At 73.1% G+C, this 21,724-nt stretch carries 22 protein-coding genes; 15 read left to right on the top strand and 7 right to left on the bottom strand.

All coding sequences use genetic code 11. The features are described from left to right. Positions 1-103: 103 nt before the first annotated feature. Positions 104-1,123 (bottom strand): aldo/keto reductase, encoded by a 1,020-nt coding sequence (locus IFT72_RS07525; protein ID WP_192046053.1) that lies wholly within the window; start codon positions 1,121-1,123, stop codon positions 104-106. 95 nt (positions 1,124-1,218) lie between these two features. Here IFT72_RS07525 and msrA point away from each other — a divergent pair, with 95 nt between their 5' ends. The 6 genes from msrA (at position 1,219) to IFT72_RS07495 (ending at position 5,566) form a co-directional block, all read left to right on the top strand. Beyond that, entirely contained in the window at positions 1,219-1,746 is a 528-nt protein-coding gene (gene msrA / locus IFT72_RS07520) for a peptide-methionine (S)-S-oxide reductase MsrA (RefSeq protein WP_185233179.1), read from the top strand. 49 nt (positions 1,747-1,795) lie between these two features. Continuing rightward, positions 1,796-2,026 (top strand): hypothetical protein, encoded by a 231-nt coding sequence (locus IFT72_RS07515; protein WP_056056473.1) that lies wholly within the window; start codon positions 1,796-1,798, stop codon positions 2,024-2,026. A 115-nt stretch (positions 2,027-2,141) separates the two neighbouring features. Further along, complete coding sequence (locus IFT72_RS07510; RefSeq protein ID WP_056056472.1) at positions 2,142-2,732, top strand: single-stranded DNA-binding protein; 591 nt, start codon at positions 2,142-2,144, stop codon at positions 2,730-2,732. A 109-nt stretch (positions 2,733-2,841) separates the two neighbouring features. Next, complete coding sequence (locus IFT72_RS07505) at positions 2,842-3,306, top strand: hypothetical protein (protein ID WP_056056471.1); 465 nt, start codon at positions 2,842-2,844, stop codon at positions 3,304-3,306. Between the two features lie 99 nt (positions 3,307-3,405). Further along, entirely contained in the window at positions 3,406-5,091 is a 1,686-nt protein-coding gene (gene ettA / locus IFT72_RS07500) for an energy-dependent translational throttle protein EttA (protein WP_056056470.1), read from the top strand. Between the two features lies 1 nt (position 5,092). Then, the gene (locus IFT72_RS07495; protein ID WP_192046052.1) at positions 5,093-5,566 is read left to right on the top strand and encodes a thioesterase family protein; all 474 of its coding nucleotides are present in this window, start codon (positions 5,093-5,095) and stop codon (positions 5,564-5,566) included. Between the two features lie 43 nt (positions 5,567-5,609). Here IFT72_RS07495 and IFT72_RS07490 read toward each other — a convergent pair whose 3' ends face one another. After that, positions 5,610-6,500, bottom strand: coding sequence for an acyl-CoA thioesterase II (locus tag IFT72_RS07490; protein WP_185233175.1), 891 nt, complete (start codon positions 6,498-6,500; stop codon positions 5,610-5,612). Between the two features lie 21 nt (positions 6,501-6,521). Here IFT72_RS07490 and IFT72_RS07485 point away from each other — a divergent pair, with 21 nt between their 5' ends. Further along, positions 6,522-7,193, top strand: a complete 672-nt coding sequence (locus tag IFT72_RS07485; RefSeq protein ID WP_056056467.1) for a hypothetical protein — start codon at positions 6,522-6,524, stop codon at positions 7,191-7,193. An 82-nt stretch (positions 7,194-7,275) separates the two neighbouring features. Here IFT72_RS07485 and IFT72_RS07480 read toward each other — a convergent pair whose 3' ends face one another. The 3 genes from IFT72_RS07480 to pepN form a co-directional block, all read right to left on the bottom strand. After that, positions 7,276-7,797 carry a globin gene (locus tag IFT72_RS07480; protein ID WP_192046051.1) on the bottom strand — a complete coding sequence of 174 codons (522 nt, stop codon included), beginning with the start codon at positions 7,795-7,797 and terminating at the stop codon, positions 7,276-7,278. Continuing rightward, positions 7,794-8,807, bottom strand: coding sequence for a mechanosensitive ion channel family protein (locus tag IFT72_RS07475; RefSeq protein ID WP_244634308.1), 1,014 nt, complete (start codon positions 8,805-8,807; stop codon positions 7,794-7,796). The genes IFT72_RS07480 and IFT72_RS07475 overlap by 4 nt, the downstream gene beginning before the upstream one ends. A 117-nt stretch (positions 8,808-8,924) precedes the next feature. Next, entirely contained in the window at positions 8,925-11,465 is a 2,541-nt protein-coding gene (pepN, locus tag IFT72_RS07470) for an aminopeptidase N (RefSeq protein WP_192046050.1), read from the bottom strand. A gap of 133 nt (positions 11,466-11,598) precedes the next feature. Here pepN and IFT72_RS07465 point away from each other — a divergent pair, with 133 nt between their 5' ends. The 5 genes from IFT72_RS07465 to IFT72_RS07445 are packed head-to-tail and all read left to right on the top strand — an operon-like array spanning position 11,599 to position 15,843. After that, positions 11,599-12,225 carry a DsbA family protein gene (locus IFT72_RS07465; protein WP_056056464.1) on the top strand — a complete coding sequence of 209 codons (627 nt, stop codon included), beginning with the start codon at positions 11,599-11,601 and terminating at the stop codon, positions 12,223-12,225. A 21-nt stretch (positions 12,226-12,246) separates the two neighbouring features. Continuing rightward, entirely contained in the window at positions 12,247-12,732 is a 486-nt protein-coding gene (locus tag IFT72_RS07460; protein ID WP_056056463.1) for a ribose-5-phosphate isomerase, read from the top strand. Between the two features lie 9 nt (positions 12,733-12,741). After that, positions 12,742-13,716 (top strand): Fpg/Nei family DNA glycosylase, encoded by a 975-nt coding sequence (locus IFT72_RS07455; protein WP_185233169.1) that lies wholly within the window; start codon positions 12,742-12,744, stop codon positions 13,714-13,716. Positions 13,717-13,729: 13 nt separating this feature from the next. Continuing rightward, positions 13,730-14,347: an FMN-binding negative transcriptional regulator gene (locus tag IFT72_RS07450; RefSeq protein ID WP_192046049.1), complete on the top strand. Its 618-nt coding sequence runs from the start codon at positions 13,730-13,732 to the stop codon at positions 14,345-14,347. Then, positions 14,344-15,843 carry an amidohydrolase gene (locus tag IFT72_RS07445; RefSeq protein WP_192046048.1) on the top strand — a complete coding sequence of 500 codons (1,500 nt, stop codon included), beginning with the start codon at positions 14,344-14,346 and terminating at the stop codon, positions 15,841-15,843. The genes IFT72_RS07450 and IFT72_RS07445 overlap by 4 nt, the downstream gene beginning before the upstream one ends. A gap of 72 nt (positions 15,844-15,915) precedes the next feature. Here IFT72_RS07445 and IFT72_RS07440 read toward each other — a convergent pair whose 3' ends face one another. Further along, entirely contained in the window at positions 15,916-16,404 is a 489-nt protein-coding gene (locus IFT72_RS07440) for a Dps family protein (protein WP_056056459.1), read from the bottom strand. A 217-nt stretch (positions 16,405-16,621) separates the two neighbouring features. Here IFT72_RS07440 and IFT72_RS07435 point away from each other — a divergent pair, with 217 nt between their 5' ends. Together IFT72_RS07435 and IFT72_RS07430 are read left to right on the top strand one after the other, a co-directional pair. After that, positions 16,622-18,214, top strand: a complete 1,593-nt coding sequence (locus IFT72_RS07435; protein ID WP_192046047.1) for a sensor histidine kinase — start codon at positions 16,622-16,624, stop codon at positions 18,212-18,214. A gap of 9 nt (positions 18,215-18,223) precedes the next feature. Next, complete coding sequence (locus IFT72_RS07430; RefSeq protein ID WP_056056457.1) at positions 18,224-18,889, top strand: response regulator transcription factor; 666 nt, start codon at positions 18,224-18,226, stop codon at positions 18,887-18,889. Positions 18,890-18,929: 40 nt separating this feature from the next. Here the strand turns inward: IFT72_RS07430 and IFT72_RS07425 are convergent, their stop codons facing one another. Continuing rightward, positions 18,930-19,718 carry an SGNH/GDSL hydrolase family protein gene (locus IFT72_RS07425; protein ID WP_185233153.1) on the bottom strand — a complete coding sequence of 263 codons (789 nt, stop codon included), beginning with the start codon at positions 19,716-19,718 and terminating at the stop codon, positions 18,930-18,932. 46 nt (positions 19,719-19,764) lie between these two features. Here IFT72_RS07425 and IFT72_RS07420 point away from each other — a divergent pair, with 46 nt between their 5' ends. Then, positions 19,765-21,663, top strand: a complete 1,899-nt coding sequence (locus IFT72_RS07420; protein WP_192046046.1) for an acyltransferase — start codon at positions 19,765-19,767, stop codon at positions 21,661-21,663. Positions 21,664-21,724 lie beyond the last annotated feature (61 nt).

Here is a 21,724-nt window from a genome sequence, read left to right as displayed (position 1 = left end):
GGGACGGGAGCCCGACGACGGCGCCGGGGACGGCAGGAGGGGCGGACCCGACCGGGCCCGCCCCTCTTCCGACGCCGAGCCCGTCAGGCCCGTGTCCGCTCCGTCAGCGACCCGTCCCGTCGACGGCGAACGGCTCGATGGCCGCGACCTCGTCGTCGGTCAGCTCGGCTCCGTTCAGGGCGTCGAGGCTGTCGTCGAGCTGGGCGACCGACGACGCACCGATCAGGGCGCTCGTGACGGCGGGCTGACGGAGCACCCACGTCAGCGCGAGCTGGGCGAGCGACTGGCCCCGCGCCTCCGCGATGTCGTTCAGGCCCCGCACGCGCTCGAGGTAGGTCTCGCTCAGGGCGTCCTCCGTGAACCAGCGGCCCTCGGCCGCCCGCGACCCGGCCGGCGCCTTGCCCGAGAGGTACCGGTTGGTGAGCAGGCCGCCGGCGAGCGGCGAGAACACGATCGAGCCCACGCCGTTGTCGAGCAGCGTCTCGAAGAGGCCCTGCTCGGGCTTCCGGTCGAACATGTTGTAGCGCGGCTGGTGGATCAGCAGGGGCACGCCCTCGTCGGCGAGGGCGTCGATCGCCGCCTGCGTCTGCTCCGGGCCGTAGTTCGAGATGCCGGCGTAGAGCGCCTTGCCCTGGTGCACGGCGGTCGCGAGGGCCCCCATCGTCTCCTCGATCGGCGTCTCGGGGTCGGGGCGGTGCGAGTAGAAGACGTCGACGTAGTCGAGGCCCGTGCGCTCCAGGCTGGCCTCGAGCGAGTTCAGCAGGTACTTGCGCGATCCGCCGTCGCCGTAGGGGCCGGGGCGCATGTCGTAGCCCGCCTTCGACGAGACGACGAGCTCGTCGCGGTAGGGCACCAGGTTCGCGGCCACGATGCGGCCGAACTGCTCCTCGGCCGAGCCGTAGGGCGGGCCGTAGTTGTTGGCCAGGTCGAAGTGGGTGACGCCGCGGTCGAACGCGCGGAGGACGATGTCGCGCTGCGTCTCGAGGGCACGGTCGGTGCCGAAGTTGTTCCAGAGCCCGAGCGAGATGCGGGGCAGCTTGAGCCCGCTGCGACCGGTGCGGACGTAGTCCAGCTTCGAGTACCGCTCGTCGTCGGCGACGTAGGGGGTGAAGGGAGATCTCATGACCTCACCCTAGGGCCGGGCCCGGCCGGGGGCCCGAGCGATCGGGGGACGGCGCCCCCTGGTCGATCGCGGGTCGGCGGAGTACCGTGCGCCCCATGACGACGTTCGTCCTGGCCGGTGGCTGCTTCTGGTGCCTCGACGCGGTGTACCGCGCGCTGGAGGGGGTCACGGAGGTCGTCTCCGGCTACACGGGCGGCTCGTCGCACGACCCCACGTACGACGAGGTCGTGACGGGCTCGACGGGGCACGCGGAGTCCGTGCGCGTCACCTTCGACCCCGCCGTGCTGCCGGCCGACGTCGTGCTCGACGTGTTCTACACGGTGCACGACCCGCGTCAGCTCGACCGCCAGGGCGCCGACGTCGGGTCGCAGTACCGGTCGGCGACCTTCGCGGCCGACGACTCCCAGCGCGAGGTCCTCGAGCGCGCCCGCGAGCGTGCCGACGCGACCTGGGGCGGCGGGGTCGTCACGACCGTCGAGCCGCTCGGCCGCTTCTGGCCCGCCGAGGAGGAGCACCAGGACTTCGCGGAGAAGAACCCCGGCCAGGGGTACTGCGTGGCGGTGGCGCGGCCGAAGGTCATCGCCGTCCGCCGCGCCTACGCCCGGTACGCCCTGGCCACCTGACCCGCCCCGCACGCCGTGCGGGGCGCCACCGAGAGAAGGGTGCTCGACGATGAGCGACCACATGACCACCGACCGGGTCGAGCTGACTGGGCAGTCCTGGCTGGCCCTCGGGCCCGCCGGAGCCGTCGGCTCCGTCCACCGCACGAGCCACGGCTTCACCGTGCGCCTCGCCGGCCGCGACGAGTTCAGCGGGGAGTACCCCACGCTCGCCGTCGCGAAGAGTGCCCTGTTCGCGGCGCTCGGGCCGGGCGCCGAGTACCCCGAGTTCCGCGAGCACTAGCCGGCAGGGGGAGCCCCCGCAGGCCGTCCCTCCCCGGGGCGGCCCGGGCCCGCGCCGTCCCCAGGGAGGCGCGGGCCCGGCCGGGGGGCCCGCCCGCCCTCGCGAGACTCCCGGCATGACAGACACCATCACCCTCACCGGCATCGTCGCCACCGACCCCCGACTCGTCACGACCGAGGCCGGGCTCGACATCACGAGCTTCCGCCTGGCGTGCACGCAGCGCCGCTTCGACCGGGCCCGTGACGCCTGGGTCGACGGCGACACGAACTGGTACACCGTCACGGCCTTCCGGGCGCTCGCCGCCAACGTGGGCGCCTCCGTCCACAAGGGCGAGCGGCTCGTCGTCACGGGCCGCCTCCGCATCCGCCCCTGGGAGACGAGCGACAAGTCGGGCACGACCGTCGAGGTCGACGCCGACGCGGTCGGCCACGACCTGCGCTGGGGCCGGTCGTCCTGGAGCAGGGCCCTCGCCTCCGCGACGCCGGCGGGAGTCGCGGCGGGGGACGCGCCGGCCCCCGCCGACCCCGAGGCGGTCGCCGGGGGCACCGCGGCCCCGGGCTGGGCGTCCGTCGCCGCCGCGCGCCCCGACGAGTCGTCGGCCGGCGGGGGCGCCGTCGGTGAGGACGGGCCCCTCGTCCCGGCCGGGGCCGGGGGAGGTGCGGGCTCCTCCGACCCCGCCGAGGGCGGCGACGAGCCGCCCTTCTAGCTCCGGCCGCGGGCGACCCCGCACCGTGCCGCCGGGGCCCTCGCCACCGGTGACCGCTACGATCGGTCGAGAGCGACCCGGCCCGGGTCCGCGGCGAGGAAGGTGCCCCGTGAGCCGATCGCGACCCGTCGCCCTCCGACTGGGCGTCGTGGCCCTGCTGGCAGCGGCCCTCACCGGCTGCACCACGGAGGCACCGGCCCCCGCGCCGTCGACGTCCGCCGCCGCGACCGCCGAGCCCTCCGCCGACCCGACGATCACCCCCGACTCGACGAGCGACGAGGCCTACGCGTACTTCGACCTCGTGGCTCGCGGGCACGTCGACGCGAACGGCGCGAAGGACGGGCGCTCGATGGTCGACACCCTCGTGGCCGCCGGCTTCGACAAGGCGGCGATGGAGGTCACCCCCGACTCCACGTCCATCGGCCGGGCCGCCGACTCCGTGCAGTTCTCCGTGCTCTGGGGCAGCGACTGCCTCATCGGCCAGACCAGCGGCGCGGGCTACAGCAGCCAGCTCGCCCCGGTGCTCGGCAACGGCAGCTGCCTGGTCGGCACCACCCGCGCCATCGACTGGTGACGACCCGCTCCTCCTCGCTCCGGCCCCCAGGGGGCCGGCCCCCGAACCTCTCCCATCCCGCCCCCGGCGCCTCACGGCTCGACCCATAGACTGGACACCATGGCCGAATACATTTACTCGATGGTCCGTGCCCGCAAGGCGGTCGGCGACAAGCTGATCCTCGACGACGTCACGATGTCCTTCATCCCGGGCGCCAAGATCGGCGTCGTCGGCCCCAACGGAGCCGGCAAGTCGACGATCCTCAAGATCATGGCGGGGCTCGACACCCCCAGCAACGGCGAGGCCAAGCTCTCGCCCGGCTACACCGTCGGCATCCTCATGCAGGAGCCCGAGCTCGACGAGACCAAGACCGTCCTCGAGAACGTGCAGGAGGGCGTCGGCCCGATCAAGCAGAAGCTCGACCGGTTCAACGAGGTCTCGGCCGCGATGGCCGAGCCCGACGCCGACTTCGACGCCCTGCTCGCCGAGATGGGCTCCCTCCAGGAGGACATCGACGCCGCCGACGCGTGGGATCTCGACTCCCAGCTCGAGCAGGCGATGTCGGCCCTCCGCACGCCCCCGGGCGACGCCGAGGTCGCGAACCTCTCCGGCGGTGAGAAGCGCCGCGTCGCCCTCTGCAAGCTCCTGCTGCAGAAGCCCGACCTGCTCCTCCTCGACGAGCCCACCAACCACCTCGACGCCGAGAGCGTGCTCTGGCTCGAGCAGCACCTCAGCAAGTACCCCGGCGCCGTGCTCGCCGTGACCCACGACCGGTACTTCCTCGACCACGTCGCCGAGTGGATCGCCGAGGTCGACCGTGGTCGCCTCTACCCCTACGAGGGCAACTACTCGACGTACCTCGAGAAGAAGGGCGAGCGCCTCCAGGTCCAGGGCAAGAAGGACGCCAAGCTGGCCAAGCGCCTCGCGTCCGAGCTCGAGTGGGTTCGCAGCAACGCCAAGGGCCGCCAGGCGAAGTCCAAGGCCCGTCTCGCCCGCTACGAGGAGATGGCGAGCGAGGCCGAGCGCACGAGGGTCCTCGACTTCGAGGAGATCGTCATCCCCGTCGGGCCGCGACTGGGCTCGCAGGTCATCGACGCGAAGAAGCTGCACAAGCAGTTCGGCGAGCGCGTGCTGATCGACGACCTCACCTTCACGCTGCCCCGCAACGGCATCGTCGGCGTGATCGGCCCGAACGGCGTCGGCAAGACGACCCTGTTCAAGACGATCGTCGGCCTCGAGCCGCTCGACGGCGGCGACCTGCGCGTCGGCGAGACGGTCGACATCTCGTACGTCGACCAGAGCCGCGGCGGCATCGACCCGAACAAGAACCTCTGGGAGGTCGTCTCCGAGGGGCACGACTACATCCAGGTCGGCAAGACGGAGATCCCCTCGCGGGCCTACGTCTCGCAGTTCGGCTTCAAGGGCCCCGACCAGCAGAAGAAGGCCGGCGTCCTCTCCGGTGGTGAGCGCAACCGCCTCAACCTGGCGCTGACCCTCAAGCAGGGCGGCAACCTGCTGCTGCTCGACGAGCCCACCAACGACCTGGACGTCGAGACGCTCGGCAGCCTCGAGAACGCCCTGCTCGAGTTCCCCGGCTGCGCCGTGGTCATCACCCACGACCGGTGGTTCCTCGACCGGATCGCCACGCACATCCTCGCGTGGGAGGGCCTGAACGACGACGGCACCCCCAACTGGTACTGGTTCGAGGGCAACTTCGAGTCGTACGAGGAGAACAAGATCGAGCGTCTCGGCGCCGACGCGGCGAAGCCCAGCTCCGCCACGTACCGCAAGCTGACGCGCGACTGAGATGACCCGCCTGCACGTGCCGACCCGGGTCCGCTGGAGCGACCTCGACGGGTACCGGCACGTGAACAACGCGTCGATGCTGCGCCTCCTGGAGGAGGCGCGCATCGACGCGTTCTGGTCTCCCGACGGCACCATCGACGAGCTGTCGAGCGCCGCCGTGCTCGACGGGCGGCCCGACGCGGCGACGATGACGCTCATCGCCCGTCAGGAGCTCGAGTACCTCGTGCCGATCCCGTACCTGCGGGCGCCGCTCGACATCCAGCTCTGGGTCGGCCGTCTCGGGGGCGCCAGCCTCGAGGTCTGCTACGAGGTCTGGTCGCCCGTCGGCGTCGAGCCGGCGCAGCTCTTCACCCGGGCGGCCACCACCATCGTGCTCGTCGACTCAGCGACGAACCGGCCGAGGCGCATCTCCGACGTCGAGCGCGAGGCCTGGTCGCCGTACCTGGAGGAGCCCCTGAGCTTCCGGCGACGCTGATCACCGGCGGGCGCTGAGCCCTGGGTCGTTCCTGACCCCGAGGTCACGCCTCCGGCGCCACCTGACGGCGCGGCACCCGGACCATGCCCTCCTGGGCCACGCTCGCGACGAGCCGCCCGGCACGGTCGTAGATGCGACCCAGGGCGAGCCCCCGGCCGCCGATCGCGTTCGGCGACTCTTGCACGTACAGCAGCCACTCGTCGACGCGCGCCTCGCGGTGCCACCACATCGCGTGGTCGAGGCTCGCGGCCTTGAGGCCCGGAGTGACCATGGCGACGCCGTGGCGCCGGTAGATGGACTCGAGGATGGAGTAGTCGCTCGCGTAGAGCAGGGCCGCGCGGTGCAGGTCGGCGTCGTCGGGCATCGGCGCCGTGGCGCGCAGCCACACGGCCTGGTGCGCCACCCGGGCGCCGTCGACGCGGAAGTACACCGGCGAGGGCACGTGCCGCATGTCGAAGGGGCGGTCGTTCGCCCACGCCTGGGCGATGGGGTGGTCGACGACGGAGAGCAGCTCGGAGTCGCTGGGCACGTCGTCGGGGCCCGGCAGCCCCTCCGGCATGTCGACCTGGTGGTCGAGACCGTCGTCGGGGGTCTGGAACGACGCGATCATCGACAGGATGGGCACGCCGTCCTGGCTCGCCTGGGTGCGCCGGGTCGCGAACGACCGACCGTCGTGGATGCGGTCGACCGAGAACGTGATGGGGACGGTGAGGTCGCCCGGGCGGAGGAAGTACGCGTGCAGCGAGTGCACGGGGCGCTCCGGCCCGATGGTGCGCTGGGCCGCGACGAGCGACTGGGCCATGACCTGACCGCCGAAGACCCGGCCCAGGGGCTCGGGCTGCGACGTGCCCGTGAAGACGTCCTGGCCGTCGACCGAGCCGGCCGGCGCGAGGTCGAGGGTCGAGAGGAGGCTCTGCAGGGGAGAGGCGGTCATCCGATGTAGTTTAGGGGGCCGATGAGCCGTACATTCACCCTCCCAGACTCCCTGTCCCTGAGCGACCTCGCGACCTTCCTGGGGCGTGCCGCCCGCGTCGAGGACGGCTCGGTCCGGCTGATCGCCGGCGACGGCGTGCTCGCCGTGTACGTCGCGGTCTTCTACCCCTCGGGGCTGCTCGACCAGAGCCCGACCGTGCTGGGGCTGCGCACCTTCCAGCTCGTCGACCGGCCGAGCTTCGACGCCGTGGTGCCGGTGCGGTCGCTGACCGAGCGCCTCGTGCGACTCCAGAACGACGTCGTCGACCCCACGGCCGCGGTGACGGCGACGCTCCCCGTCGAGGTGAACACGGTGACCTGGGCTGCCATCTCACCGCCGCGCGGCGGCTGGAGCCGGCTGGCGCCCGCCGACGAGACGCAGCTGCGCGAGACCGCGACGGCCGGCATCGACGAGGTCGCGACGGCCCTCGGGTCGGAGACGGGCGAGCAGATCGTCACCCGCGTGCGCTCGGAGGTGTGGTCGCGCCCCGTCCCCGGCGCGGAGCACCTCCCCGCCGCGGCCGCGTTCGCCGCGCTCAGCCTGGGGTTCCTCGGCGACGACGAGCCCGTCTCCGTGCTCGAGACCGGCCCGTGGACCCGCGTCACGACGAGCCGGGGACACGTGCTCGTCAAGCGCCGCGGCGGCCTGCTCTAGCCGCACCCTCACCCGCAGCCGCGGGCAGAGCACGGCATCGGCGCCGGGGCCGGCGCAGGTCCGGTCGGCCCGACGCCGGTCGTCAGCGGTCGCCGGGCGCCGGCATCGCGTTCACCATGGCGTGGGCGGCCCGGTCGAGGTACGCCCACAGGGTCGCGTCGTGGAGGGGCGAGAGCTGGAGCTCGTCGACCGCGGCGCGCATGTGGTGCAGCCACCGGTCACGCGCCTCCGGCGTGATCGTGAACGGCATGTGCCGCATCCGCAGCCGGGGATGGCCGCGCTCGTCGCTGTACGTCGTCGGGCCGCCCCAGTACTGCTCGAGGAAGCCGGTGAGGCGCTGGATCGCGCCCTCGAGGTCGTGCTCCGGGTACATCGGCCAGAGCAGCTCGTCGGTGCGGACGCCCTCGTAGAAGTGGCGCACGAGCCGCTCGAAGGTGGCCCGCCCACCGATCTGCTCCCAGAAGACGCCCTGCGCGGCGTCGTCGCCGAGCCCCCGGCGGAGCGTGACCGGCTGTGCCGAGTCGGCGGGCTGACTCGGGCCGCTGGCCCCCGACGCCGCACCGTCACCGGCAGGGCGCGGGGTGAGGGGGATGCCGCCGCTCATCGCCGACGCCCCCGGGGAGCGGGCTGGTGCGGGGTCGGCACGGTGTGCGGCGGCTTGGAGCCCTGCACCGAGGAGGCGCTGTCGAAGCCGGTGAGGACGACGCTCGTCAGCGACGGCAGCGTGATGCCCATGGCGTCGGTGGCCCTCTTGAGCCGTGCCCGCAGCTCGCGGTCGACGGTGTCACGGTCGGCCGAGCGCGTCTTCACGACGACCCGGATGACCACGTGCTCGTCGGAGATCGACTGGATGCCCCACACCTCGGGCACGTCGATCACCGAGCGCTTCCACTTCGGGGTCGCCGCGAGCTCGTTCGCACTCGCGAGCATGGCGTCCTGCACGGCGTCGACGTCGGCGTCGTAGGGGACGGCGAGGTCGATGACGACGCGGCTCCACCCCTGCGACATGTTGCCCACCCGCAGGATCTCGCCGTTGCGGACGAACCAGAGCACGCCGTTCACGTCGCGCACCTGGGTGACGCGGATGCCCACGGCCTCGACCACCCCGACGGCCGGGCCGACGTCGACGACGTCGCCGACGCCGAGCTGGTCCTCCGCGACCATGAAGATGCCGTTGAGCAGGTCCTTCACGATGTTCTGGGCGCCGAACGCGAGACCGGCGCCGACGACGCTGGCCGCGCCGACGATCGCCACGACGTCGAAGTCGAGCTCTCCGAGCACGAGCACGAGGGCGACCGCCGAGATGACGACGGTCACGACGTTGTTCAGCACGCTGCCGAGCGTGCGCGTGCGCTGCACCACCCGCACCGCCGCGAGGGGCGAGGCGACGAGCGCCTGCGTGTCGTCGACGTTCTGCTTCCGCTTGATGCCCGAGACGACCTGGTCGACCACCCGTCGGATCGCGAAGTGCAGCACGATCCGCAGCAGCACGGCGATCAGCGCGATGGCGGCGATGCGGATCGGCACGCCCCACATCGCCCAGAAGGCGTCCCAGTCGAAGTCGACGGGGGCGTCGGGGGCGGTGGCTGCGGCGAGGAGGAGAGTCTGCATCATCGCCGACGATCTAAGCACGCCCGTCCGACGTCGGCCGTGTGCGGCCTGGACGGACGAACGGCGGACCCTGTGAGCAGGGTCCGCCGTCCGACGGGTGGCCGCGAGCGGCCGGCGCGGCTAGGAGGCGTCGGCCGCCTGGGCGCGCAGGGCACGCTCGACGCCGGAGACGCTCTCGCTCACGATGCGACGCAGGGCCGGCACGCCCGGGTTCGCCTCGAGCCAGGCACGGCTGCTGTCGACCAGCGCCTGATCGGCCAGGGGCGACGGGTACAGCCCCGAGACCAGCGTGTCGGCGATGTGGTAGCTCCGCGACTCCCAGATCGTCGTCAGCGCGGCGAAGTACGGCTCGACGAGCGGCTGCAGGATCGCGGGGTCGTTCGTGTGGACGAAGCCCTGGGCGGTCGCGCGGACGATGGCGTTCGGCTGCTCCGAGCTCTCGACGATCGACCGGAAGGCGGCCAGCTTGCCCTCGGTGGTGGGGATGGTCGCCCGGGCACGGGCCGCTGCCTGGGCACCGTTGGCCGTGTTGTCGGCCTCGAGCGCGGCGTCGATCTCGGCCGTGCCCGCGGCGCCGACCAGCACGAGGCCCTCGAGCAGCTCCCAGCGGAGGTCCGTGTCGACGGTGAGGCCGTCGAGCGCCACGGAGCCGTCCGTCAGGCCCTGCAGCGTCGCCGCGTGCTCGGGGGTCGACGCGATGCCGGCGAACGCCTTGACGAACTGGAACTGCGCGTCCGAGCCGGCCTCGGCCCGCTGCGCCAGCGCCCAGAGACCGTCGCCGACCTCCGTGACGGTGGAGGCGCGGGTCGAGGGGTCGACGTAGGCCCGCGCCGTCTGAGCCAGCTGCGCGAGCGTCGTGCGGATGGTCGTCGACTCGGTCTCGGTCGCGATGTTGTCGAGCACCAGGCGCACGTAGTCGCGCGGCGCGGTCTCGGCGTCGCGCGTGGCGTCCCAGACGGAGCCCCAGACGAGGGCGCGGGCCAGGGGGTCGCTGATCTTCGCGAGGTGCTCCAGGGCCGTGGCCAGCGAGGCCTCGTCGAGGCGGATCTTGGCGTAGGCCAGGTCGTCGTCGTTCACGAGCACCAGCGCGCCGCGGTGCTGGCCGACGAGCTCGGGGACCTCGGTGCGGGTCCCGTCGACGTCGATCTCGACCCGGTGCCGACGCACGAGGGCGTCGCCGTCGAGGTCGTAGAGGCCGATCGCCAGACGGTGCGGGCGGATCGTCGGGTAGTCGGCGGGCGCCTCCTGCAGGACGGCGAACGCCGTGACGACGCCGTCGGCGCCCGTCTCGATCTCGGGGCGGAGGGTGTTGACGCCCGCCGTCTCGAGCCACTTCTCGCTCCAGCTCGTGAGCTCGCGGCCCGAGGTCGCCTCGAGCTCGACGAGCAGGTCGCTCAGCTCGGTGTTCGAGTGGTGGTGCTTCTGGAAGTACGCGGCGACGCCGGCGTAGAACGCGTCGATGCCGACCCAGGCGACGAGCTGCTTCAGCACCGAGCCGCCCTTGGCGTAGGTGATGCCGTCGAAGTTGACCTGGACGTCCTCGAGGTCGTTGATGGTCGCGACGACGGGGTGGGTGGACGGGAGCTGGTCCTGGCGGTAGGCCCAGCTCTTCTCCATCGCCTGGAAGGTGGTCCAGGCCTCGGTCCACTCGGTGGCCTCGGCCGTCGAGATCGTGGAGGCCCACTCGGCGAACGACTCGTTCAGCCAGAGGTCGTTCCACCACTTCATCGTGACGAGGTCGCCGAACCACATGTGGGCGAGCTCGTGCAGGATCGTGACGACCCGGCGCTCCTTGATCGCGTCGGTCACCTTGCTGCGGAAGACGTAGGTCTCGACGAACGTCACGGCGCCCGCGTTCTCCATCGCGCCGGCGTTGAACTCCGGCACGAAGAGCTGGTCGTACTTCTCGAACGGGTAGGCGTACCGGAACTTCTCCTCGTAGTAGGCGAAGCCCTGGCGCGTCTTCTCGAAGATGTAGTCCGCGTCGAGGTGCTCGGTGAGCGACCGGCGCGTGAAGATGCCGAGCGGGATGGTCCGGCCGTCGGAGCTGGTGAGCTCGCTGCGCACGACGTCGTAGGGGCCCGCGATGACGGCGGTGATGTAGCTCGAGAGCACCGGGGTGGGGGAGAAGGCCCAGGTCGCGACGTCGCCGTCGACGGCGGGCTCGGGGGTCGGCTGGTTGCTCACGACCTCCCAGCGGGCCGGCGCGGTGACGGTGAACTGGAACGTCGCCTTGAGGTCGGGCTGCTCGAACACCGCGAAGACGCGGCGGCTGTCGGGCACCTCGAACTGCGAGTACAGGTAGACCTCGCCGTCGACGGGGTCGACGAAGCGGTGCAGGCCCTCGCCCGTGTTCGTGTACTCGGCGTCGGCGACGACGACGAGCTCGTTCTCGGCCGCGAGGTCGGCGATCTGGATCCGCACGCCGTCGTTCACCGCGGCCACGTCGAGCGCCGCGCCGTTGAGCGTGACCGAGTGGACGGTGCGCGTCAGCGCGTCGATGAAGGTCGAGGCACCGGGCGTCGCGGTGAAGCGCACGGTCGTCGAGCTGCCGAAGACCTCGGCACCCCGCGTGAGGTCGAGCTCGATCTCGTACGACTGAACGTCGACGACGCTCCTGCGCTCCTGCGCCTCGACTCGGGTCAGGTTCTCTCCGGGCACGCTTGCTCCATCCGTCTTCAGGTGTCCATGGCGGACTCGTGGTCCGCCGACGAGCCTAGACCTGGGGCCCGCGGCCCGGCGGGCGCCGCCGGCCCCAGAGGTGCGCCCTCCGGCACAGGTGTTGACTGGGTGCATGACCGACACCGTCGCCCCTGCCCCCCACACCACCGTCGACTTCTGGTTCGACCCCTCCTGCCCCTGGGCCTGGATGACGAGCCGCTGGGTCGACGAGGTCGCCGCGCACCGCGACCTGGACGTCACCTTCCACGTCATGAGCCTCGCGGTGCTGAACGAGGACGCCGATGTGAGCGACGAGTACCGCTCGATGTTCGCCCGGATGCTCCGCTACACGCGCCTCGTGACGGCGGCCGGCGAGCTCCACGGCCAGCAGGTGGTCAAGCCCCTCTACGACGCGCTCGGCACGCGCATCCACCCGGGCGGCGAGACCGACGCCGACGTCGTCATCCCCGCGGCGCTCGCCGAGGTTGGCCTCCCCGCCGACCTCGCCCGGCACGCCGACACCGACGAGTTCGACGAGCAGATGCGCGCCAGCCACTTCGACGGCATCGGCCGCGTCGGGCAGGACGTCGGCACGCCCGTCATCGCGGTGAACGGCACGGCGTTCTTCGGCCCGGTCATCTCGCCCGCCCCCAAGGGCGAGGTCGCGCTGACCCTGTGGGACGGCGTCGTCGCGGCGGCCTCGTACCCCGGCTTCTTCGAGATCAAGCGGACCCGCACCGTCGGTCCGATCTTCGACTGACGCCGTCCTAGGATCGAGGTCATGCGCATCCACGTCGCGACCGATCACGCCGGTCTCGAGTTCAGCACCACGGTCATCGAGCACCTGAGCCGGGCCGGCCACGACGTCACCGACCACGGGCCGACGAGCTACGAGCCCCTCGACGACTACCCCTCCTTCTGCATCGCCGCGGCCCGCGCCGTCGTTCGCGACCAGCGGGCGGGGCACGAGGCCCTCGGCGTCGTCTTCGGCGGGTCGGGCAACGGCGAGCAGATCGCCGCGAACAAGGTCGAGGGGGTCCGGGCCGCGCTGGTCTGGAACGACTCCACGGCGAAGCTGGCGCGTCAGCACAACGACGCCAACGTCATCGCCATCGGTGCGCGCCAGCACACCGAGGAGGAGGCCCTGGCCTTCATCGACGCCTTCGTGGCCGAGCCGTTCACGCACGACGAGCGCCACGTCCGCCGCATCGCGCAGCTCGCGGAGTACGAGACGACCGGGGCCATCGCCGGCCACCCGGTCGACTAGGGGCGACGCGTGCCCGAGGGCCACTCCGTCCACCGCATCGCCAACCAGTTCGCCCAGACCTTCGTCGGCCACCGCGTCGCGGTGAGCTCGCCCCAGGGCCGCTTCACCGCCGGTGCGGAGAAGCTCGACGGCGCGACCATGGTCGACGCGAAGGCGGTCGGCAAGCAGATGTTCCTCGAGTTCGACAACGGGCTCTGGCTGCACGTGCACCTCGGGCTCTACGGTGCCTGGGACTTCGCGGGCGACATCGCGACCGGCGCCTCCATGGCGGAGTCGCGCACGCGGCGTTCCGCCACCCGCAAGGCCGAGAACGCCCCCGACGACGACGGCGAGCACTCGATGGCGAGCATCGGGGCGCCGCGCCGCAGCCGCGTGCGCATGGCCGAGCAGGAGAAGGCGGAGGACGACATCGAGTCGTTCCCGCCCGAGCCCGTCGGCCAGGTGCGGGTGCGCCTGCTGAGCGAGACGGCGGTCGGCGACCTGCGAGGCCCGACCAAGTGCGAGGTCCTCGACGACGCGGGCGTCGACGCCGCCGTCGCGAAACTCGGCCCCGACCCTCTGGTCGACTCCCCGAAGAAGGGCAGCGACCGGTTCGTCACGACGGTGCGGAAGAAGCGCACGCCGATCGGCCTGCTGCTGATGGACCAGAGCGTCGTGAGCGGCATCGGCAACATCTACCGGGCCGAGCTGCTCTTCCGCGCCCGTCTCGACCCGCACACCCCCGGCAACCAGGTGCCGGAGGACGTCCTGAGGGCCCTGTACAAGGACTGGACGAAGCTCCTGAAGAGCGGCGTCGAGCTCGGCCAGATGATGACGATGGACGGCCTGACGAAGGCGCAGCACGCGAAGGCGCTGCGCAGCCGGGCCGACCGCCACTGGGTCTACCACCGCGAGGGCCTGCCCTGCCGGGTCTGCGGCACGAACGTCGTGATGGAGATGGCCGCGGGGCGGAAGCTCTACTGGTGCCCGGTCGACCAGGTCTGACAGGCTCGGTCGCATGAGGCACACCCCGCACTTCGTGCTGTCCGACGTCGCCGAGGTCGCGCGCCTCGTGCGCGAGAACCCCTGGGCGACGATCGTGGCCCACACGGCGGAGGGCCTGGTCGCGTCGCACTACCCGGTCGTCCTCGAGGAGACCGACGACGGGTCGCTCTCGCTCGTCAGCCACGTCGGCCGCCCCGACGAGCGCAGCCTCGAGCTGGGCCAGGGCGAGGTGATGATCATCGTCCAGGGCCCGCACGGCTACGTCTCGCCCGGCTGGTACCCGGCGGAGCAGATCATCCCGACCTGGAACCACGTCACCGCCCATCTCTGGGCCACCCCCGAGGTCCTCTCCGACGAGGAGAACTTCCGGGTGCTCGGCGAGCTCGTCGACCACTTCGAGCGCGTGATGCCCGAGCCCAGCTCCCTGCAGCTCGACGAGGAGGGGGCGCGCCGGGTCGCCCGCGGCACGGTGGGCGTCCGACTCCGCGTGACCCGGTTCGACGCCCGCCTGAAGCTCAGCCAGAACAAGCCGCCCGAGGTCGTCGACCGCATCGTCGCCGAGCTCGAGCACGGCGAGCACTACGCGCAGCCGGCGCTCGCGGCCGAGATGCGCCGGGTGCACCCCCGATGAGCCCCGAGCCCGAGGAGGCGCGGGCCGTCCTCCTGACGAACGCCCGCCTCGTCGGCACCGACGGCTCCGCTCCCGTCGACGCCTTCCTCGACGGCGGGGTCGTCGTCGAGCTCGCGCCCCGGGGCGAGCTCGCGTCGCCCGTCGGCGCCGAGGTCGTCGACCTCGAGGGCCGGTGGCTCGGCCCCGGCCTCTGGGACTCCCACGCGCACCTCGACCAGTGGGCGCTCGTGCGCCGCCGCCTCGACGTCGGCGGGGCGACCAGCGCGGCGGAGGCCGCGGCCCTCGTCGGGGCGCGCCTCCGCGAGGCGCCGCCCGCGCCCGGGGAGCCTCTCGTCGGCTACGGCTTCCGCGACGCGCTCTGGCCCGACCAGCCGCACCGGGCGCTCCTCGACGCCGTCAGCGGCGACGTGCCGGTCGTGCTGGTCAGCGCCGACCTGCACGCGGCGTGGCTCGACAGCGCGGCGCTGGCCGCGCACGGGCACGCCGGCCACGAGACGGGCCTGCTGCGCGAGCAGGACGCCTTCGCCGTCTCGACCGCCGTCAGCGCGGTCAGCGACGCCGTCCTCGACGGCTGGGTGGGCGACGCCGTCGCCGCCGCGGCCGCGCGGGGCGTCGTCGGCGTCGTCGACCTCGAGATGTCGTTCTCGCTCGACCGATGGGCCCGTCGCGTCCGGGGCGGCGTCGACCAGCTGCGGGTGCGCTGCGGCGTCTACCCCCACGACCTCGAGGCGGCCGTCGAGCGGGGGCTCCGCACGGGCGACGTGGTGCCGGGCACCCGGGGGCTCGTCACGGTGGGGCCGGCGAAGATCATCACCGACGGGTCGCTCAACACGCGCACCGCGTGGTGCCACGACCCGTACCCGGGGCTGAGCGGTCCGGGCGCGAGCGGGGTCGCGAGCTACGACCAGGGCGACCTCGTCGCGTGGATGCGCCGCGCCTCCTCGGCGGGCCTCGTGCCGGCCGTGCACGCGATCGGCGACCGGGCGAACGAGCGGGCCCTCGACGCGTTCGAGGCCGTGGGCTGCCGCGGCAGCGTCGAGCACGCGCAGCTGCTGGACGCGTCCGACGTCGCGCGGTTCGCCGGCCTCGGCGTCGTCGCCAGCGTGCAGCCCGAGCACGCGATGGACGACCGCGACGTCGCGGACGCCCTCTGGGTCGGCCGCACCGATCGTGCCTTCGCGCTGGCGTCGCTCGTCGCGGCCGGCGTCGAGCTGCGCCTCGGGTCGGACGCCCCGGTGGCTCCGCTCGACCCGTGGGTGACGATGGCGGCCGCCGTCTCGCGGTCGCGCGACGGCCGTGCCGCCTGGCACCCCGAGCAGCGGATCGGGGCACGGGCCGCGCTGCTCGCCTCGGTCGACGGGCAGGGGCTCGTCCGTGCGCGCCGTGTCGCCGACCTCGTCGTCACGGAGGCCGACCCGCTCGCGGCCGACGACCTCCGCGGGTTCCCGGTCGCCGCGACCCTCGTCGGCGGCCGGTTCACGCACCGCACGCCCTGACGACGGAGGCCGCCGCCCCGGTGGGGGCGGCGGCCTCTCGTCAGGCAGGTGCCGGGGTCAGCCGACGTCGGCTCAGCCGGCGACGTGCGCCGCGAGGAACCAGCGGTCCTTCTCGAGGCCGCGCGAGATCTCGATCGCGACGTCCTGGCTGGAGGCGTCGAGCTCGCCGAGCTCGTCGATGGCGGTGCGGACGCCGACCAGGGCGGCGTCGATCTGGGCGACCAGCTCGGCGATCGTGCGGTCGATCTGGTTGAAGCCGGGCGACGTCGTGGGGATCGAGGTCTTCGCGGCGACGGTCTCGATGCGCGCGTCGACGGGGAGGCCGAGGGCGACGACGCGCTCGGCAGCCAGGTCCGCCCACTCGCGGGCGTGGTCGACGACGACGTCGATGAGCTCGTGCACGGCGACGAAGGCGATGCCCCGGACGTGCCAGTGCGCCTGCTTGCCGTTGACGGAGAGGGCGGTCAGGTCGGTGACGATCGGGCTGAGGAACTGGGCGACGCCGGCGGCGACGTCCGGGTCGACGGAGCCCTGGGGAACGGTGATGCGGAGATCGGTCATGACGAGTCCTTTCCTAGACGATGGGTGCAACGCTATTCGGCTGGGGGGATTCCGCAAGCAAGCTGAGGCTGCACTTCGTGAGGGTCGCCTGCCCTCACCGGCGCCGGCCTGCGTCCCGTCGGAGCCGCTCGTCCGGGTCGCAGCGGGGGATAACCCCACCGGGCGTCCGGGCGCTGGCACCATGGGGAGCGAGGCCCGGACCCGCGAGGCTCGTCCCATGACCCAGGAGCGCCCCATCACCGTCCAGAACCCCTACCTGTCGCCGCCCGCCCGCCCGGGCGGCTACCGTCGCCGCTGGCGCGAGCTGCCCCGCGAGCTCGGCTACGTGGCCCTCTCGGCGGTGCTGGTCGTGATCGTGTCGCTGGGCGCCGCGCTGTTCTTCCACGTGCTGAGCGGCTCGAGCGACTCGCTCGTCACCCTCCTCTTCCTCGCCGTGGTCGTCTTCGGCGCCCTCTGGCTGGCCCGCTGGTTCGGCACCTTCGAGGTGCTCCGGCTGCGCTGGGCGAGCGACCGCCCGATCCGCCCCGTGGACTGGACCCCGAACACGGCCTGGGGTCGGTCGAGCTCGCGCTTCGTCCGCGCCGTGTCGGTCTTCGCGAACCCGCACTACTGGCTGTACCTGCTCTACGCGCTGATCATCTTCCCGACCGTCGCGGGCGTGACGACCTTCCTGCTCGCCCTGCTGCTGGGCGGCCCCCTCCTGCTCGTGCTCGGCATCGTGCTGTTCTTCGGCGCCGTCACCCCGTTCCCGCTCGGCGACTGGCCGTCGGCGATCGGCGCCGGCGGGGCCGCCGCCCTGGTGATCGTGGCCCTCGCCGTCTTCGCCGGCGTCGTGCTCGTCTACCCGTACGTGGTGCACGCCGCGGTCGTGGTGCACCAGGCGATCGCCGCCGCCGTGCTCGGCGGGTTCCGCTCCGAGCAGCTCGAGGTCGAGCTGGCCGACCGCGAGATCTCGCGCACCGCGGCGCTCTCCGCCGAGGGCACGGCGCTCCGTCGCCTCGAGCGCGACATCCACGACGGGCCGCAGCAGCGGCTCGTGCGCCTCCAGATGGACCTCGCCGCCGCCGCCCGCGCCGTCGACGTCGACCCGGAGAAGAGCAAGGCCCTGATCGAGGAGGCGCGGGTGCAGTCCCGCGAGGCCCTCGAGGAGCTGCGCGCCCTCTCCCGCGGGTTCGCCCCGCCGCTGCTGCTCGACCGAGGCCTCGTCGCCGCGCTCGAGTCGCTCGTCGACCGCGCCGTCATCTCGACGACGCTGGTGAACCGGGTGCCCGCCCACGTGGTGGTGCCCGCCGACATCGAGCGCAACGCCTACTTCATCGCGTCGGAGCTCGTGACGAACATCGGCAAGCACTCGGAGGCCAGCTCGGCCGACCTCGCGCTCCGCACCCGCACCGCCCCCGACGGCGTCGGCACCCTGCTCGAGCTCGTCGTCACCGACGACGGCCGCGGCGGCGCGGGCCTCCGTGACGGGCACGGCCTCGCCGGGGTGCAGGAGCGCCTCGTGGGGCTCGGCGGGTTCCTCGACATCTCCAGCCCGCAGGGCGGCCCGACGATCGTGACGGTGAGCATCCCGCTGGTGACCGACCTCGGCAGCTCGGTCGCGCCTCTCTCGGCGCATTCCCCGACCACGGCGGAACCGACGCCGACCGCGGCGACGCCGGGCACGTCGCCCACCCTGCCGCTGCCCCCGTACGCCGCCGTGACCGAGCCGCTGCCCGACGTGTCGCCGACCGCCGTGACCGAGCCGCTGCCCCGCGGTGCGGGCCGTGGTCGAGGGCGAGGCGCGACGGGCGGGTCGACGGCTCCCTAGACTGCCGGGATGACCGACGGCCCCCTCGACCCCGCCCTCCGCGTCGCGGTCGCCGACGACTCCGTGCTGCTGCGCGAGGGCCTGGTGCGGCTGCTCGACGAGCTGGGGGTGGCGGTCGTGGGGGCCTTCGGCGACGCGGACTCGCTGCTCGCCGACCTCGACGCCGTCGCCCCGGACGTCGCCGTGCTCGACGTCCGCATGCCGCCGACCCACACCGACGAGGGGGTGCGGGCGGCGATCGAGATCCGTCGCCGGCGCCCGCAGACCTGCATCCTGCTGCTCTCGCAGTACGTCGAGGTCGCCTACGCCCGCGACCTCCTCGAGTCGGGCTCGGGCGGCGTCGGCTACCTGCTGAAGGACCGCATCGCGTCGATCGACGAGTTCCGCGACGCCCTCGAGCGCGTCGCCGCCGGCGGTACCGTGCTCGACCCGCAGGTCGTCTCGCAGCTGCTCGGGCGCCGCAGTGACCCGCTCTCGGCCCTCACGCCCCGCGAGCGCGAGGTGCTGACCCTCATGGCCGAGGGCCGCACGAACGCGGCGATCGCCGCACAGCTCGTGATCGGCACGGGCGCCGTCGAGAAGAACGTCACGTCGATCTTCCAGAAGCTCCTGCTGGAGGACAGCGGCACGGACCACCGCCGCGTGCTGGCGGTGCTGGCCTACCTGCAGCACTAGGGGCGGGCGGGGCGCGACCCGCACCGCGCCTCCCCGGGGGTCAGCTGCCGCCGTCGACGCTCCCCGGCGCGACCCCGTCGGGCGTGCCCTCGACCGGCCCCTCGTCGGCCCGGAGCACCTCGGGGGCGGCGCCGACGTCGAGGATGGTCTCGCGGAGCGACCGGCCGAGCCGCTCGTAGCCGGCCGTGGTCGGGTGGATGCCGTCGACGCTGGCCCCGGGCACCCAGGCCTCGCCCGAGCGCACGGTGCGCCACGGGTCGACGAAGACGTGGTCGGTCGTCGCGACCCAGCGCTCGAGGTCGCGCTCGTAGCGGGCGGCGGCCGAGGGGTCGCGGTCGTACGGGGGGATGGCGGCCACGACGACCTCGCGCGCGCCGACGGTGTCGATGATCGACTCGTACGACGCCCGGGCCGCCGAGAACGAGACTCCCGTGCGCACGTCGTTCGTGCCCGACATCAGCACGAGGACGTCGACGTCGGCGACGGGCTGCACGGCGGCGGCCTGCTGCTCGACCGTGCTGCCGCCCCGCGCCCAGCCGCCGACGTACTCGACGCCGTCGCCCTGCGCGTACGTCATCCACGTGTCGGCGTCGAGCCCGTCGCTGAGCAGGCGACCGCCGCCGGCCGTGAGCGAGTCGCCCACGATCGCGACCCGGACGCCGTGGCCGTCGCCCGCCGCGACGGGCACGAGCGTGCTGGCCGCGCCCGGCGCGGCCGCGGAGACCCGAGCGGGGGAGGCGGTGGTCACGGCCCCCGCGGAGCAGCCGGTCGTCAGCAGGGCCAGCGCCGCGCCCACGAGCGCGACGCGGGCGGGGGTCGCGCGGTCCATGGGTCGATCGTGCCGCATCGCGGCGGCCCCCACGTACGCCGCAGGGATGACTCTCCGGATCGTGGTCATCACGGCCGTCATGAGACATATTAGACTGTCCGGTCTGTGGGCCCGGTCGGGCTCCTCGACGAACGGAGAGCCCGCCATGGTCCCCTTCCGCTACCGTGCCGAGCTCGACGGGCTCCGGGCCGTCGCGATCCTCACGACGATGTGGTCGCACGCGGGGTTCCGGGGGCTGAGCGGCTCGGGCATCGACTTCTTCTTCGTGATCAGCGGCTACCTCGCCACGAGCATCGCGCTGCGCGACCGCGACCTCGGGCGCTTCGGGGTCGGTCGCTACCTCGTCCGCCGGGCCCGCCGCATCCTCCCCGCCCTCGTCGTCGTCATGCTGGCGACCCTCCCCGTGGCCGTGCTCGTGATGCTGCCCGACGAGCTCGAGAACTACGGGCAGTCGCTCGTGGCGACGCTGGCCTCGGGCAACAACGTGCTGCTCTGGCTGACCTCCGGCTACTGGGACCTCGCCTCCGACTTCAAGCCCTTCCTGCACACCTGGAGCCTCGGCGTCGAGGAGCAGTTCTACCTGCTCTTCCCCCTCGTGCTCGTCGTCGCTCCGCGGGTGCCCGCCCGGGTGCGGACGATCGCGCTGGTCGCGGCGACGCTCGCCAGCCTCGCCCTGGCCCTGCACCAGGGGCTCGTCGACGTCGACTCGGCCTACTACCTCCTGCCCGCGCGGGCGTGGGAGATCCTCGTCGGCTGTCTGCTCGCGGTGGGTGCTCGTCGGGGGTGGCGCTGGCTCGTCGCCGTGCCCGACGGCCGGGCGCGCTGGCTCGCGCTGCTCGGCCTGGGCCTCGTCGTGGCCTCGCTGGTCGGCGCCCCGGCCGAGGAGGGGTTCCGCCTGCCGGTCGTGGCGGCGGCCGTGGCGGGCGTGGCGCTCGTCATCGCGTTCGCGCGCTCCGGGTCGCCGGTGACGCGCCTCCTCTCGGCCCGGCCGCTCGTCGCGGTGGGGGTCGTCACCTTCAGCGTCTACCTGTGGCACCAGCCCCTCTTCGTGTTCGCCCGCGTGCTGACGCCGGAGGCCCCGCCGGCCTGGCTCTTCGTCGTGCTCATGGCCGTCGCGCTGGGCGTGGGCTGGCTGTCGTGGCGGTTCGTGGAGGAGCCCTTCCGCCGCCCCGCGCGGATGTCGCTCCGACGGTTCGTGCCGGTGGTGGGCGGGGGAGTCGCGGTGGTCGTCGTCGCCGGAGCCGTGCTCGCCGGGTCGGGCGGCCTGCCCGCACGGCTCGGCGAGGACCCGGCCGAGGCCTCGATCGACTACAACCGGCGGATCAGCGAGACGGGCCGCGAGCCCTTCGACCGGCCCGGCGCGACGAACGTGCTCGTGGTGGGCGACAGCTGGTCGCGCGACCTGGCGAACAGCGTGCTCGAGACGTACCCGCGGGCCGACCTCGAGCTGCGGCACCTGCACGGCCCGTCCTTCGACGCGGGGGTCTGCTTCCTCGCCGCGAACCCCGAGCTCGAGGGGTCGGCGCTCTGGTCGGGCGCCGACGTGGTGCTGGTGTCGATCGGCGACGAGTACGAGCCCTGCCTGCGAGGCGAGCTCGCGAGCATGACGGCGGAGGGCAAGGCGGTCTTCTACGGCGGGCCGAAGAACTTCGGCGACAACCTCAACTGGGTGGTGCAGCGCCGCGGCGACGACCGTACCGGCCTGACGAACCGGTTGCCGGGGTGGGTGGCCGAGCGCGAGGCGAGCTCGTCGGCCCTCGTGCCCGCCGAGCATTACGTGTCGTGGAGCCCCCTGTGGCGCGACGGGCGCACGCCGATCACGGACGACGCGGGCGCCCTGCTGTCACCCGACCGCGTCCACTTCACCCGCGCCGGCGCGACCCTCTTCGGCGACGCCCTCCGCGCCTCCCCCCTCGACGCCTACTTCGCCCCCCTCGACCGCTGACCGAGGGCCCGCAGGGTCGCGCGAACGCGACCTGCACCGGAGGCGCCGACCGAGCACGACA

The sequence above is a fragment of the Frigoribacterium sp. CFBP 8754 genome (genome assembly GCF_014841815.1).
Classification (GTDB): domain Bacteria; phylum Actinomycetota; class Actinomycetes; order Actinomycetales; family Microbacteriaceae; genus Frigoribacterium; species Frigoribacterium endophyticum.
The sequence above is the reverse complement of the archived record's forward strand: the minus strand, read 5'-3'. Positions and strand labels throughout refer to the sequence as shown.

Excerpts from the sequence above, each read along its gene's own strand:
- IFT72_RS07525 (WP_192046053.1), bottom strand. The coding sequence starts at position 1,123 with ATGAGATCTCCCTTCACCCCCTACGTCGCCGACGACGAGCGGTACTCG.
- msrA (WP_185233179.1), top strand. The coding sequence starts at position 1,219 with ATGACGACGTTCGTCCTGGCCGGTGGCTGCTTCTGGTGCCTCGACGCG.
- IFT72_RS07515 (WP_056056473.1), top strand. The coding sequence starts at position 1,796 with ATGAGCGACCACATGACCACCGACCGGGTCGAGCTGACTGGGCAGTCC.
- IFT72_RS07510 (WP_056056472.1), top strand. The coding sequence starts at position 2,142 with ATGACAGACACCATCACCCTCACCGGCATCGTCGCCACCGACCCCCGA.
- ettA (WP_056056470.1), top strand. The coding sequence starts at position 3,406 with ATGGCCGAATACATTTACTCGATGGTCCGTGCCCGCAAGGCGGTCGGC.
- IFT72_RS07495 (WP_192046052.1), top strand. The coding sequence starts at position 5,093 with ATGACCCGCCTGCACGTGCCGACCCGGGTCCGCTGGAGCGACCTCGAC.
- IFT72_RS07490 (WP_185233175.1), bottom strand. The coding sequence starts at position 6,500 with ATGACCGCCTCTCCCCTGCAGAGCCTCCTCTCGACCCTCGACCTCGCG.
- IFT72_RS07485 (WP_056056467.1), top strand. The coding sequence starts at position 6,522 with ATGAGCCGTACATTCACCCTCCCAGACTCCCTGTCCCTGAGCGACCTC.
- IFT72_RS07480 (WP_192046051.1), bottom strand. The coding sequence starts at position 7,797 with ATGAGCGGCGGCATCCCCCTCACCCCGCGCCCTGCCGGTGACGGTGCG.
- IFT72_RS07475 (WP_244634308.1), bottom strand. The coding sequence starts at position 8,807 with ATGATGCAGACTCTCCTCCTCGCCGCAGCCACCGCCCCCGACGCCCCC.
- IFT72_RS07465 (WP_056056464.1), top strand. The coding sequence starts at position 11,599 with ATGACCGACACCGTCGCCCCTGCCCCCCACACCACCGTCGACTTCTGG.
- IFT72_RS07460 (WP_056056463.1), top strand. The coding sequence starts at position 12,247 with ATGCGCATCCACGTCGCGACCGATCACGCCGGTCTCGAGTTCAGCACC.
- IFT72_RS07450 (WP_192046049.1), top strand. The coding sequence starts at position 13,730 with ATGAGGCACACCCCGCACTTCGTGCTGTCCGACGTCGCCGAGGTCGCG.
- IFT72_RS07445 (WP_192046048.1), top strand. The coding sequence starts at position 14,344 with ATGAGCCCCGAGCCCGAGGAGGCGCGGGCCGTCCTCCTGACGAACGCC.
- IFT72_RS07440 (WP_056056459.1), bottom strand. The coding sequence starts at position 16,404 with ATGACCGATCTCCGCATCACCGTTCCCCAGGGCTCCGTCGACCCGGAC.
- IFT72_RS07435 (WP_192046047.1), top strand. The coding sequence starts at position 16,622 with ATGACCCAGGAGCGCCCCATCACCGTCCAGAACCCCTACCTGTCGCCG.
- IFT72_RS07430 (WP_056056457.1), top strand. The coding sequence starts at position 18,224 with ATGACCGACGGCCCCCTCGACCCCGCCCTCCGCGTCGCGGTCGCCGAC.
- IFT72_RS07425 (WP_185233153.1), bottom strand. The coding sequence starts at position 19,718 with ATGGACCGCGCGACCCCCGCCCGCGTCGCGCTCGTGGGCGCGGCGCTG.
- IFT72_RS07420 (WP_192046046.1), top strand. The coding sequence starts at position 19,765 with ATGACTCTCCGGATCGTGGTCATCACGGCCGTCATGAGACATATTAGA.